The sequence below is a fragment of the Enterobacter cloacae complex sp. XAL002 genome (genome assembly GCF_049236805.1).
GTDB classification, from domain to species: domain Bacteria; phylum Pseudomonadota; class Gammaproteobacteria; order Enterobacterales; family Enterobacteriaceae; genus Enterobacter; species Enterobacter intestinihominis.
The window spans coordinates 339,858-352,641 of record NZ_JBMKJN010000001.1 but is presented as its reverse complement, the minus strand read 5'-3'; the positions used below and the strand labels follow the sequence as shown (position 1 = coordinate 352,641).

The following is a 12,784-nucleotide window of genomic DNA, read 5'->3' as shown; positions in this document are numbered from 1 at the left end:
TGAAAAGTGTTACCTATGTTCCCGGTCTGATCTGTTACCTATGTATCCGGTCATACACTTCGCTTACCGGGGCTACCATTAATCGCTACTTACGGCATCGCGGGCGGCGTAATGCCGAAATGATTCCACGCCCGCACCGTCGCCATACGACCACGCGGGGTACGCTGTAAGAAGCCCTGCTGGATCAGATATGGCTCCAGCACGTCCTCGATAGTCTCACGCTCTTCGCCAATTGCCGCCGCCAGGTTATCCAACCCCACCGGACCGCCAAAGAACTTATCCAGCACCGCCAGCAGCAGCTTACGGTCCATATAGTCAAAGCCTTCGGCATCAACGTTCAGCATATCCAGCGCCTGCGCAGCAATGTCAGCCGAAATGGTGCCATCGTGCTTCACCTCGGCAAAATCACGCACGCGACGCAGCAGGCGGTTGGCGATACGCGGCGTACCGCGGGAACGTTTTGCCACTTCAAACGCTCCCTCTTCGCTCATATCCAGCCCCATGTAGCGCGCGCTGCGCCCCACAATATGCTGAAGGTCGGGCACCTGATAAAACTCCAGACGCTGCACGATACCAAAACGGTCGCGTAGCGGTGAGGTCAGTGAGCCGGCACGGGTCGTGGCGCCAATCAGGGTAAACGGTGGCAGATCGATTTTGATCGAGCGCGCGGCCGGGCCTTCGCCGATCATGATATCCAGCTGGTAATCCTCCATCGCCGGATAGAGCACTTCCTCCACCACCGGTGACAGGCGGTGGATTTCATCGATAAACAGCACGTCATGCGGTTCGAGGTTGGTCAGCATCGCCGCCAGGTCCCCTGCTTTCTCCAGCACCGGGCCGGAGGTGGTACGCAGGTTAACGCCCATTTCGTTGGCGACGATATTCGCCAGGGTGGTTTTACCTAACCCCGGCGGACCAAAAATCAGCAGGTGATCGAGCGCATCGCCGCGCAGCTTTGCCGCCTGGATGAAAATCTCCATCTGAGAACGAACCTGCGGCTGGCCAATGTACTCATCCAGCAGTTTTGGACGGATCGCGCGATCCACCACGTCATCTGGCTGAATGGTGCCTGCCGATACCAGGCGGTCTGCTTCAATCATCCTTTACCTCACAATGCAGCGCGCAGCGCTTCACGAATCAGAGTTTCACTGCTGGCATCCGGTTTGGCAACTTTACTCACCATACGGCTGGCCTCCTGAGGTTTATAGCCCAGCGCCACCAGCGCGGCAACCGCTTCCTGCTCGGCATCATCATCCGTCGCTGGCCCGCCCGGTGAAGTCAGCACCAGATCGGCCGCCGGAGTGAACAGATCGCCATGCAAACCTTTAAAGCGGTCCTTCATCTCGACAATCAGGCGCTCGGCGGTTTTCTTGCCGATGCCCGGAAGTTTAATTAACGCAGCCGGATCTTCGCGCTCAACGGCATTCACAAACTGTGGCGCTGACATACCGGACAGAATCGCCAGCGCCAGCTTGGGCCCGACGCCGTTGGTTTTGATTAATTCGCGGAACAGGGTGCGTTCCTGTTTGTTATTGAATCCGTACAGCAGCTGAGCGTCCTCACGCACCACAAACTGGGTAAAGACAACCGCCTCTTTGCCCGCCTCCGGCAACTCGTAGAAGCAGGTCATCGGCATATGGACTTCATAGCCCACGCCACCCACTTCCAGCAGCACTAACGGGGGTTGTTTTTCAATGATGATGCCTCTGAGTCTGCCTATCACATGACGCTCCTGCGTTCTGGATGAAATTAACTGCCGACATAATAAAAAAAGGCTGGATAAACATCCAGCCTGATTTGTCATTATCGTAATCTGCCTCGCGCCAGATTGAGCCGCGACTCGCTCATTTGCATCGCGTTCTGGCTGACGTGGCAGTGGGTAATCGCAATGGCCAGCGCATCGGCGGCGTCGGCCTGCGGGTTCGCCGGGAGCTTCAGCAGGGTACGCACCATGTGCTGCACCTGGCTTTTCTCCGCGCTACCTATGCCCACCACCGTCTGCTTAACCTGACGGGCCGCGTATTCAAACACTGGCAGGTCCTGGTTCACGGCGGCAACTATCGCCACGCCGCGCGCCTGCCCGAGCTTTAACGCCGAGTCAGCGTTCTTCGCCATAAAGACCTGCTCGATGGCGAAAAAGTCCGGCTGAAACTGGGTGATGATCTCCGACACGCCCGCATAAATGAGCTTCAGGCGCGACGGCAGATCGTCCACTTTGGTACGAATACAGCCGCTGCCGAGGTAGGTTAGCTGGCGTCCCACCTGACGGATAACGCCATACCCGGTGACGCGTGAGCCGGGGTCAATCCCGAGGATAATCGACATCACGCGTCTCCCATAAACGGTTTACAGGCTCTCATCAGAGAGTCGCTGCAACCTCATCAGAGATTTCACCGTTGTGATACACTTCCTGCACGTCGTCGCAGTCTTCGAGCATGTCGATCAGACGCAGCAGTTTCGGTGCGGTTTCTGCATCCATGTCCGCTTTTGTGGAAGGGATCATGGACACTTCAGCGTTATCCGCTTTCAGACCTGCCGCTTCCAGCGCATCGCGTACGGCACCCATCTCTTCCCATGCGGTGTAGACATCGATAGCGCCGTCGTCGTAGGTCACTACGTCTTCCGCACCGGCTTCCAGCGCCGCTTCCATGATCGCATCTTCGTCGCCTTTCTCGAAGGAGATGACGCCTTTTTTGCTGAACAGGTACGCTACAGAACCGTCAGTGCCCAGGTTACCACCGGTTTTGGTGAACGCGTGGCGCACTTCCGCAACGGTACGGTTACGGTTGTCGGACAGGCACTCTACCATCACCGCCGTACCGCCAGGACCGTAACCTTCATAAATGATGGTTTCCATGTTCGCGTCTTCATCACCGCCCACGCCACGTGCGATTGCACGGTTCAGGGTGTCTCGCGTCATGTTGTTGGACAGGGCTTTATCCACCGCCGCGCGCAGACGTGGGTTAGAGGCCGGATCGCCGCCACCCAGACGCGCCGCTGTTACCAGCTCACGAATGATTTTGGTAAAGATTTTACCGCGTTTGGCATCCTGTGCCGCTTTACGGTGTTTGGTGTTGGCCCACTTACTATGACCTGCCATAAAAAGTTCTCCAAAAATCGCGCCTTCTCAGGCAGCGTTAATTACAAATTCTTCTATCGCCTGCCGGTTGCTCCATGACTTGGTCAGTGCGGCGGCATCCGCCGCATCCACCCAGCGGTAGGTCAGGTGTTCCGTGAACACGATCTCCCGCTCATGGGGAAGCGCAAGGCAGAACCACGATTCCGTATTGCGCTCAATTCCCGGTGCATAGCGATGACGTAAATGGCTAAAAATTTCAAACTCCACCGTGCGCTGACAGTCCTTCAGGGTCAGTTGCTCGCGAGCAACGTCAATGGCGACCTCTTCCTTTACTTCACGCGCGGCGGCCTGCGGCGCGGACTCCCCCTCTTCCAGACTGCCGGTAACCGACTGCCAGAAATCCGGATCGTCGCGCCGCTGCAACATCAGCACCCGCTTCGAGTCTTCTGCATAAATGACCACCAGAACCGAAACGGGACGCTTATATGCCATATCAGTTTTTCTCTTCCTTCTTCACCACCTCAATGCCCAGCTCAGCCAGCGCGGCCGGGTTGGCAAAGCTTGGCGCTTCAGTCATCAGACACGCCGCTGCGGTGGTTTTCGGGAAGGCGATAACATCACGGATGTTGTCGGTGCCGGTCAGCAGCATGGTCAGACGGTCAAGACCAAAGGCCAGACCCGCGTGCGGAGGCGTACCGTATTTCAGGGCGTCCAGCAGGAAGCCAAACTTCTCGCGCTGCTCCTGCTCGTTAATGCCCAGAATGCCGAACACGGTCTGCTGCATTTCACCGCTGTGAATACGCACGGAGCCGCCGCCCACTTCGTAGCCGTTGATAACCATATCGTAGGCATTCGCTACCGCATCTTCCGGTGCAGCCTTCAATTCCGCCGCCGTCATGTCTTTTGGCGAGGTGAACGGGTGGTGCATCGCGGTCAGGCCGCCTTCACCGTCGTCTTCAAACATTGGGAAGTCGATCACCCACAGCGGCGCCCATTTGCTTTCATCGGTCAGGTTCAGGTCTTTGCCGAGCTTCAGACGCAGCGCGCCCATCGCATCCGCAACGACTTTCTTGTTGTCTGCGCCGAAGAAGATCATGTCGCCGTCCTGCGCGCCGGTGCGCTCCAGAATAGCTTCCACGATGTCCGCATTCAGGAATTTCGCAACAGGGCTGGTAATGCCTTCCAGACCTTTTGCACGCTCGGTTACTTTAATATAGGCCAGACCCTTCGCACCGTAGATCTTGATGAAGTTGCCGTAGTCGTCAATCTGCTTACGGCTCAGCGCAGCACCGCCCGGTACGCGCAAGGCAGCCACGCGGCCTTTCGGATCGTTAGCCGGACCAGCAAAGACCGCGAACTCAACGGCTTTCACCAGGTCTGCCACGTCCACCAGCTCCATTGGGTTACGCAGGTCTGGTTTGTCGGAGCCGTAGCGACGCTCGGCTTCCGCGAAGGTCATGATTGGGAAATCGCCCAGCTCAACGCCTTTCACGTCGTTCCACAGGCTACGCACCAGGGCTTCCATCACCTCACGCACCTGCTCGGCGGTCATGAAGGAGGTTTCCACATCGATCTGGGTAAATTCCGGCTGACGGTCTGCACGCAGATCTTCATCGCGGAAGCATTTCACGATCTGATAGTAGCGGTCGAAGCCGGACATCATCAGCAGCTGCTTGAACAGCTGTGGTGACTGTGGCAGCGCGTAGAATTTGCCCTTATGGACGCGGGATGGCACCAGGTAGTCGCGCGCGCCTTCCGGCGTGGCTTTGGTCAGCATCGGGGTTTCGATATCGAGGAAACCGTGGTCATCCATAAAGCGACGCACCAGGCTGGTGATTTTCGCACGGGTTTTCAGGCGCTGAGCCATCTCCGGGCGACGCAGATCCAGGTAGCGGTATTTAAGACGCGCTTCTTCGGTGTTGACGTGGTTGGAGTCCAGCGGCAACGCTTCTGCGCGATTGATAATCACCAGATCGGACGCCAGCACTTCTATAGCACCGGTCGCCATATCGGCGTTGATGTTTTTCTCGTCACGCGCACGCACGGTGCCCGTCACCTGAATGCAGAACTCATTACGCAGCTCAGAGGCCAGCTTCAACGCATCAGCGCGATCCGGATCGAAGAACACCTGAACGATACCTTCGCGGTCACGCATATCAATAAAGATAAGGCTACCAAGATCGCGACGACGATTGACCCAACCACACAGGGTGACCTGCTGCCCGACGTGGGACTGACGCAGCTGCCCGCAATATTCTGTACGCATGAGATATCCCTTAATTAGCCGCAGGCTGATTGTCGCCTGTCTTACAGGCTACGATGTCGCAGCTTTCTGTATGTCACAACTGGATGAAAAAAGGCGGCTATTATACTGGAAATTCTGCCGCACGATAAGAGCGAAGCACGGCCTGACGCGTGTTTGCTGTGCTCTTATTGTCTATTCTCACAAAAATTAACAAAATTATCCGACCGATAACAGGCCATCCCGTCGTAAGGTGTAAAAAAGCAATTAATTTTACTGGAGTGACAATGTTAACGCTTGATGCCACCAAAACCGCCCTTGTGGTCATTGATTTACAGGAAGGGATCCTGCCTTTTGCCGGTGGTCCACACACCGCTGACGATGTTGTAAGCCGTGCTGCGCGTCTGGCGGAAAAATGCCGGGCCAGCGGTGCGCCTGTCGTCATGGTGCGCGTCGGCTGGTCCACTGATTTCGCCGAAGCGCTAAAGCAGCCAGTTGATGCTCAGGCCCCGGCGCATGCGCTGCCGGACAACTGGTGGACATACCCGGTCTCGCTCGGTAAACGCGACAGCGATGTAGAAGTCACCAAACGCCAGTGGGGCGCATTCTATGGCACTGACCTGGAACTCCAGCTGCGCCGTCGCGGGATAGACACTATTATTCTGTGCGGGATCTCAACCAACATCGGTGTGGAATCCACCGCCCGTAACGCCTGGGAGCTGGGCTTTAACCTGGTGATAGCGGAAGATGCGTGCAGCGCAGCCTCTGCGGATCAGCATCAGGGCAGCATGACCCATATCTTCCCGCGTATTGGTCGCGTGCGCAGCACGGATGAGATCCTCAGCGCGCTATGATGTACGTGGGTTTGCCCCAGTGGTCGCACCCGAAATGGGTGCGCCTGGGTATTACTGGCCTTGAAGAGTATGCCCGACACTTTAACTGCGTGGAGGGCAATACCACGCTGTACGCTCTGCCACGCACGGAGATCGTCGAGCGCTGGCGCGAGCAAACCACCGACGATTTCCGCTTTTGCTTCAAATTTCCGGCAACCATCTCCCACAACGCCGCGCTGCGAAACTGCGATGATTTAACCCACGAGTTTTTCACCCGGATGTCGCCCCTGGCAAACCGTGTTGGCCAGTACTGGCTCCAGCTTCCCGCCACGTTCGGCCCGCGCGATCTACAAGCCCTCTGGCAGTTTCTCGACGCCCTGCCCCACGATTTCACGTACGGTGTGGAGGTGAGGCATCCAGATTTCTTTGCCAAAGGCGACGCGGAGAAAGCGCTGAATCGCGGCCTGCATGAACGATCGGTCAACCGCGTGATCCTCGACAGCCGCCCCGTGCACAGCGCAATCCCGCACAGCGAAGCCGTTGTTGATGCCCAGCGCAAAAAACCGAAAGTACCGGTTCACGCCATTGTTACCGCGCAGAACCCGATGGTGCGGTTTATCGGCAGCGATAACATGCAACAGAATGAAGAGATGTTCGCCGTCTGGCTGCAAACGCTCGCGAAATGGGAGCAAACCATCACCCCGTACCTGTTTTTACATACGCCGGATATTGCCCAGGCACCTGAACTGGTCGATGCTCTCTGGCAGGCCTTGCAGCAGGCGGTTCCGTCGGTTGGCCCCGCGCCGTCCATCCCACAACAATCTTCTCTTTTCTGAAATCACCCCCTATCATAGAGACGTGCCATCTGCCAAAAACAGGGAGTTAGTATGGTCAGCGCGCTGTATGCGGTGTTAGGTGCATTACTGCTGATTAAATTTTCATTTGATGTTGTGCGCCTGAGAATGCAGTACCGCGTCTCCTACGGTGACGGGGGCTTTTCTGAGCTGCAAAGCGCAATCCGAATCCACGGCAACGCGGTCGAGTACATTCCCGTCGCGTTAATTTTACTGCTGTTAATGGAGATGGATGGCGCAGAAACCTGGATGGTGCACGTCTGTGGGCTGCTGCTGATTGCAGGGCGTTTGATGCATTATTATGGTTTTCACCACCGCCTGATCCGCTGGCGTCGTTCCGGCATGAGCGCGACCTGGTGCTCGCTTTTGCTGATGGTGCTGGCTAACCTTTGGTATATGCCGTGGGAGTTGGTTTTCTCCTTCCATTAGCGCACAATATGCCCCTTTATTTTTCCCGGATTTTTACGTTATGTCAGATCGCGACACGCTTTTTTCCGCGCCTATCGCCAGCCTGGGCGACTGGACCTTTGATGAACGGGTAGCCGAAGTCTTCCCGGATATGATCCAGCGCTCTGTTCCCGGTTATTCCAATATCATCTCCATGATCGGCATGCTGGCGGAGCGTTTCGTTCAACCCGGCACGCAGGTCTATGACCTGGGCTGTTCGCTGGGAGCGGCAACGCTGTCCATTCGTCGTAACGTTCATCACGATGGCTGCAAGATTGTGGCTGTCGATAACTCACCGGCCATGGTTGAACGCTGCCGTCGCCACATTGACGCATATAAAGCCCCTACGCCTGTGGAGGTGGTGGAAGGCGATATCCGCGATATCGACATCCAGAACGCCTCGATGGTGGTCCTGAACTTTACCCTTCAGTTCCTGGTGCCGGACGATCGTCAGCGGTTGCTGGATAAAATTTATCAGGGCCTCAACCCGGGCGGCGCGCTGGTGTTGTCTGAGAAATTCAGCTTTGAAGACGCCAGCGTGGGCGAATTGCTGTTCAATATGCACCATGATTTCAAGCGTGCAAACGGCTACAGCGAGCTGGAGATCAGCCAGAAGCGCAGCATGCTTGAAAACGTCATGCTGACGGATTCCGTTGAAACACACAAAGCGCGCCTGCGCAAAGCTGGATTTGAACACAGCGAACTGTGGTTCCAGTGCTTTAATTTTGGTTCTCTGGTGGCGCTGAAAGCCGGAGACGCAGCATGATCGAGTTCGGTAATTTCTATCAGCTGATTGCCAAAAACCACCTATCCCACTGGCTGGAAACCCTGCCTGCGCAAATTGCCACCTGGCAGCGCGATCAGCAGCATGGTCTGTTGAAGCAGTGGTCCAACGCCGTGGAGTTTCTGCCTGAACTGACGCCTCATCGTCTGGATTTACTGCACAGCGTGACGGCGGAGAGCGAAGAGCCGCTCCCGGCCGGGCAGATCAACCGCATCGAAACGCTGATGCGTAACCTGATGCCGTGGCGCAAAGGGCCGTTCTCGCTGTACGGCGTGAACATCAATACCGAATGGCGCTCAGACTGGAAGTGGGATCGCGTTCTGCCGCATTTATCCGACCTGACCGGGCGCACCATTCTGGACGTGGGCTGCGGTAGCGGCTATCACATGTGGCGCATGATCGGCGCAGGCGCGCATCTGGCCGTCGGTATCGATCCGATGCAGCTGTTCCTGTGCCAGTTTGAAGCGGTGCGAAAGCTGCTGGGTAACGACCAGCGCGCGCACCTGCTGCCGCTGGGTATCGAGCAACTCCCTGCCCTGAAAGCGTTTGATACCGTGTTCTCGATGGGCGTGCTGTACCACCGTCGTTCCCCGCTGGAGCATCTCTGGCAACTGAAAGATCAGCTGGTCAGCGGCGGTGAGCTGGTGCTGGAAACGCTGGTCATCGAAGGGGATGAACATGCCGTTCTGGTGCCAGGCGATCGCTATGCGCAGATGCGCAACGTTTACTTCATCCCTTCCGCGCTGGCGCTGAAGAACTGGCTGGAGAAATGTGGGTTTGTCGATGTACGCATCGCCGATGTGTGCGTGACGTCGGTTGAGGAACAGCGTCGCACCGACTGGATGATCACCGAATCGCTGGAGCAGTTCCTCGACCCGGACGATCACAGTAAAACCATCGAAGGCTATCCGGCCCCGATGCGTGCGGTATTGATTGCGACCAAGCCGTAGTATTTATCCCCTCACCCCGGCCCTCTCCCCAAAGGGGCGAGGGTGAAAAGACCGCACCGTGCAGTCCCCTCTCCCCTGTGGGGAGAGGGTTAGGGTGAGGGGCAAGAATAAAAAAAGGCCCCTGTTGAAATTGCAGGGGCCTGGTACAAGCAAGCATCATATTGGGCGACATGATGCGCGGTAAAAATCGGTACGTTGCTACACGTGATGACGTTCAATCAGCGATTTCATTTCCGCAACCGACTCTCCATCCACACCGTAGCGCGAGTACTCATCCGCTTCAGCATCCGTCGACATTGACAACCCTGTATTGCGATAACGCATGGGTGAAGGTATCCATTTACCCGCCGAGCTGTGTAGCTCTTCCACCCCTGCGTTTAAAAACAGTTCCAGATTGCTGGCGCGTACTCCTGCGCCCGCCATGATTATTGGAACACCGGAATGTGCTTTTAGTTCCGTAATTAATTTCAGTCCTTTTTCAGCCGAGGGCTGCTGGCCCGACGTCAGAACGCGCGCCACGCCTAGTTCTGCCAGCGTATCAAAGGCTTGTATCGGATCCTGACACATATCGAACGCACGATGAAAAGTGACCGCCATTCCCTGGGCTGCGCGCATGACCTGGCGCATACGCGAAAGATCGATGTTTCCGTCTTCGTCCAGCACACCGATCACCAGGCCCGGAAAACCGGAATCACGGACGAGGGCGATATCCTCAAGCATGGCACTGAACTCACCCGCCGTATAACAAAAATCACCGCCGCGCGGGCGAATAATCGGGTGCACCGGAATGGTGATGGCCTGACGGGCTGATTTCAGCACGCCAAAGGACGGGGTTAATCCCCCTTCTTTCGGTGCCGCGCAAAGCTCGATGCGATCGGCCCCCTGCCGTTGCGCAGTGACGGCACACTCCACGCTGTAACAACAAATTTCCAGCAGCGCCATGTCATCCTCCTTAAATTTCACTCAACGTACCATCGTGGCACGTTGCCCGATTCGTGTCTGGATCGACGCTCACAGTGCTTACGCTTCGCTGGCGACGATCTGCTCAATAGTCCAGGGATGGAATTTCACCGTCACGCTGCCGTCCGTTACGGCAAGCGTAGGGTTCGGTAAGCGTTCGCGCTCACCTTTTGGCGAGCTGGTTTTGACGAAAATACCCGGCTGGCTTAACCCCTCGTCGGAAAGCAGCGCCAGCGCACGGGCGTTCAGCGTCTCGGGCTCCCCAGGCAGAACAATTTCGATATGCTCCCAGCCTTCGTGCGGATAACGCTTCTCTCCTGGCCAGGGCAGTTCCACAACGGTGAATTGCCAGTGCGCCACCGTAACCGGCGCGTGAAGTTTGAACAGGCAAATCAGGCGACCGTTAATGATATTCTCTGACAGCAGTTCACCGCACTGTTCAAAGCCACGCCGCCAGCGTTCTGCGGTGGCATTCTGGTGGCAGCGCAAAGAGATGTGATCGGCCTCAAGCGGCGCGATATCCAGCCCGAGACGGGTGGCAAGTTCTGTGAACGCCTGGGTGAAGCGCGGTAAATCTGCGGAAATATCATGCAGTTCGTCAATGGTGTGCCAGTTCGCCATAGGTCAGTCTCGTTTCGTGTCGCAAAGCCGCTAATTTACTCTGTTGACCTCTGTCGACCAACCGCAGAATCACGGTTTTTTTGACTGCATGATTATGCATACCGTCTTCGCCTGGATTCTGAGCAATCTTCGCCCCCCGCAGGGCTGACGCCCGAGGCCATTTGCAGTATACTCCCGCCCTAAATTCTTAAACTGGCGTGGGTGTTTTTTACCCGCATCAAAAACGTAAGGTATCCAGGTGAATATTCAGGCTCTTCTCTCAGAAAAAGTCAGTCAGGCACTGATTGCCGCAGGTGCGCCTGCGGATTGCGAACCACAGGTTCGTCAGTCAGCGAAAGTACAGTTTGGCGACTATCAGGCTAATGGCGTGATGGCAGTGGCTAAAAAACTGGGCATGCCGCCGCGACAGCTCGCTGAGCAGGTACTGACGCATCTGGATCTCAACGGCATCGCCAGCAAAACCGAAATCGCCGGTCCGGGCTTTATCAACATTTTCCTTGAGCCTGCGTTCCTGGCAAGCCACGTTGACGCGGCGCTGAAATCTGACCGTCTGGGCGTGGCTCAGCCAGAAGCGCAGACCGTGGTGGTTGACTACTCCGCGCCAAACGTGGCGAAGGAGATGCACGTCGGTCACCTGCGCTCCACCATTATCGGTGATGCGGCCGTGCGTACCCTGGAGTTCCTCGGTCACAAGGTGATCCGCGCTAACCACGTAGGCGACTGGGGCACGCAGTTCGGTATGCTGATCGCATATCTGGAAAAACAGCAGCAGGAAAACGCAGGCGAAATGGCGCTGGCAGACCTGGAAGGTTTCTACCGTGAAGCCAAAAAACACTACGACGAAGACGAAGCCTTTGCCGAGCGCGCGCGCAGCTACGTGGTGAAACTTCAAGGCGGCGATCCGTACTTCCTCGAGATGTGGCGCAAGCTGGTGGACATAACCATGTCCCAGAACCAGCTTACCTATAACCGTCTGAACGTGACCCTGACCCGCGACGACGTAATGGGTGAAAGCCTGTATAACCCGATGCTGCCGGGCATTGTGGCGGACCTGAAAGCCAAAAACCTGGCGGTGGAAAGCGAAGGCGCAACGGTAGTATTCCTTGATGAGTATAAAAACAAGGAAGGCGAACCGATGGGCGTGATCGTCCAGAAAAAGGATGGCGGCTATCTCTACACCACCACCGATATCGCCTGTGCGAAATACCGTTACGAAACCCTGCATGCAGACCGCGTGCTGTATTACATCGACTCCCGTCAGCACCAGCACCTGATGCAGGCGTGGACTATCGTGCGTAAAGCGGGTTATGTGCCGGATTCCGTGCCGCTGGAACACCACATGTTCGGCATGATGCTGGGTAAAGACGGTAAGCCGTTCAAAACCCGTGCGGGCGGCACCGTGAAGCTCTCCGATCTGCTGGATGAAGCGCTGGAGCGCGCCCGTCGCCTGGTGGCCGAGAAGAACCCGGATATGCCTGCTGACGAGCTGGAGAAACTGGCTAACGCGGTTGGGATCGGTGCGGTAAAATACGCGGATCTCTCCAAGAACCGTACCACCGACTATATCTTCGACTGGGACAACATGCTGGCGTTTGAAGGCAACACGGCGCCGTACATGCAGTACGCTTACACCCGCGTACTCTCCGTCTTCCGTAAAGCCAGTATTGACGAAAGCGTGCTGGCGAACGCCACGGTGACCCTTACCGAAGACCGTGAAGCACAGCTGGCTGCCCGCCTGCTTCAGTTCGAAGAGACGCTCTCTGTGGTCGCGCGCGACGGTACGCCGCACGTTATGTGTGCTTACCTTTACGATCTGGCCGGTCTGTTCTCTGGCTTCTACGAACACTGCCCTATTCTGACCGCCGAGAGCGAAGCGGTGCGTAACAGCCGCCTGAAGCTGGCGCAGCTGACGGCGAAGACCCTGAAACTGGGTCTGGATACCCTGGGTATCGAAACCATAGAACGTATGTAAAAAAGAAACCCGGCGGTTGCCGGGTTTTTTTATAAATGAACG

General features: G+C 56.6%; 14 protein-coding genes. 6 read left to right on the top strand and 8 right to left on the bottom strand.

Translation table 11 applies throughout. From position 1 onward, the window contains the following. Nucleotides 1–89 precede the first annotated feature (89 nt). The 6 genes from ruvB to aspS all read right to left on the bottom strand — a co-directional run bounded on the left by ruvB (nucleotide 90) and on the right by aspS (nucleotide 5,345). Entirely contained in the window at nucleotides 90–1,100 is a 1,011-nt protein-coding gene (gene ruvB, locus ACOT0L_RS01610; RefSeq protein WP_006811035.1) for a Holliday junction branch migration DNA helicase RuvB, read from the bottom strand. An 8-nt stretch (nucleotides 1,101–1,108) separates the two neighbouring features. Next, nucleotides 1,109–1,723 carry a Holliday junction branch migration protein RuvA gene (gene ruvA, locus ACOT0L_RS01605; protein ID WP_022648487.1) on the bottom strand — a complete coding sequence of 205 codons (615 nt, stop codon included), beginning with the start codon at nucleotides 1,721–1,723 and terminating at the stop codon, nucleotides 1,109–1,111. A gap of 80 nt (nucleotides 1,724–1,803) precedes the next feature. Then, nucleotides 1,804–2,325: a crossover junction endodeoxyribonuclease RuvC gene (gene ruvC, locus ACOT0L_RS01600; protein ID WP_014884319.1), complete on the bottom strand. Its 522-nt coding sequence runs from the start codon at nucleotides 2,323–2,325 to the stop codon at nucleotides 1,804–1,806. 34 nt (nucleotides 2,326–2,359) lie between these two features. Next, the gene (locus ACOT0L_RS01595) at nucleotides 2,360–3,100 is read right to left on the bottom strand and encodes a YebC/PmpR family DNA-binding transcriptional regulator (protein WP_003859747.1); all 741 of its coding nucleotides are present in this window, start codon (nucleotides 3,098–3,100) and stop codon (nucleotides 2,360–2,362) included. A gap of 27 nt (nucleotides 3,101–3,127) precedes the next feature. Next, nucleotides 3,128–3,571, bottom strand: a complete 444-nt coding sequence (nudB, locus tag ACOT0L_RS01590; protein WP_023300445.1) for a dihydroneopterin triphosphate diphosphatase — start codon at nucleotides 3,569–3,571, stop codon at nucleotides 3,128–3,130. Nucleotide 3,572: 1 nt separating this feature from the next. After that, a complete protein-coding gene (gene aspS / locus ACOT0L_RS01585; protein WP_023300446.1) occupies nucleotides 3,573–5,345 on the bottom strand; it encodes an aspartate--tRNA ligase in 1,773 nt (590 codons plus the stop codon). Nucleotides 5,346–5,608: 263 nt separating this feature from the next. Here aspS and ACOT0L_RS01580 point away from each other — a divergent pair, with 263 nt between their 5' ends. The 5 genes from ACOT0L_RS01580 to cmoB are packed head-to-tail and all read left to right on the top strand — an operon-like array spanning nucleotide 5,609 to nucleotide 9,189. After that, nucleotides 5,609–6,175: a hydrolase gene (locus ACOT0L_RS01580; protein ID WP_023300447.1), complete on the top strand. Its 567-nt coding sequence runs from the start codon at nucleotides 5,609–5,611 to the stop codon at nucleotides 6,173–6,175. Then, nucleotides 6,172–6,990 carry a DUF72 domain-containing protein gene (locus ACOT0L_RS01575; RefSeq protein WP_126504273.1) on the top strand — a complete coding sequence of 273 codons (819 nt, stop codon included), beginning with the start codon at nucleotides 6,172–6,174 and terminating at the stop codon, nucleotides 6,988–6,990. The genes ACOT0L_RS01580 and ACOT0L_RS01575 overlap by 4 nt, the downstream gene beginning before the upstream one ends. Before the next feature lie 51 nt (nucleotides 6,991–7,041). Beyond that, nucleotides 7,042–7,437, top strand: a complete 396-nt coding sequence (locus ACOT0L_RS01570; protein ID WP_003859737.1) for an MAPEG family protein — start codon at nucleotides 7,042–7,044, stop codon at nucleotides 7,435–7,437. Between the two features lie 40 nt (nucleotides 7,438–7,477). Continuing rightward, nucleotides 7,478–8,221 (top strand): carboxy-S-adenosyl-L-methionine synthase CmoA, encoded by a 744-nt coding sequence (gene cmoA / locus ACOT0L_RS01565; RefSeq protein WP_048965809.1) that lies wholly within the window; start codon nucleotides 7,478–7,480, stop codon nucleotides 8,219–8,221. Then, nucleotides 8,218–9,189, top strand: coding sequence for a tRNA 5-methoxyuridine(34)/uridine 5-oxyacetic acid(34) synthase CmoB (gene cmoB, locus ACOT0L_RS01560; protein WP_015570275.1), 972 nt, complete (start codon nucleotides 8,218–8,220; stop codon nucleotides 9,187–9,189). The genes cmoA and cmoB overlap by 4 nt, the downstream gene beginning before the upstream one ends. Nucleotides 9,190–9,387: 198 nt before the next feature. On the opposite strand, the gene cutC is transcribed toward cmoB, so the two are convergent. Both cutC and ACOT0L_RS01550 read right to left on the bottom strand, forming a co-directional pair. After that, nucleotides 9,388–10,131: a copper homeostasis protein CutC gene (gene cutC / locus ACOT0L_RS01555; RefSeq protein ID WP_023300450.1), complete on the bottom strand. Its 744-nt coding sequence runs from the start codon at nucleotides 10,129–10,131 to the stop codon at nucleotides 9,388–9,390. Between the two features lie 78 nt (nucleotides 10,132–10,209). Beyond that, nucleotides 10,210–10,770 (bottom strand): VOC family protein, encoded by a 561-nt coding sequence (locus tag ACOT0L_RS01550; protein WP_126504275.1) that lies wholly within the window; start codon nucleotides 10,768–10,770, stop codon nucleotides 10,210–10,212. Nucleotides 10,771–11,008: 238 nt separating this feature from the next. Here ACOT0L_RS01550 and argS point away from each other — a divergent pair, with 238 nt between their 5' ends. Next, nucleotides 11,009–12,742, top strand: coding sequence for an arginine--tRNA ligase (gene argS / locus ACOT0L_RS01545; protein ID WP_022648494.1), 1,734 nt, complete (start codon nucleotides 11,009–11,011; stop codon nucleotides 12,740–12,742). Nucleotides 12,743–12,784 lie beyond the last annotated feature (42 nt).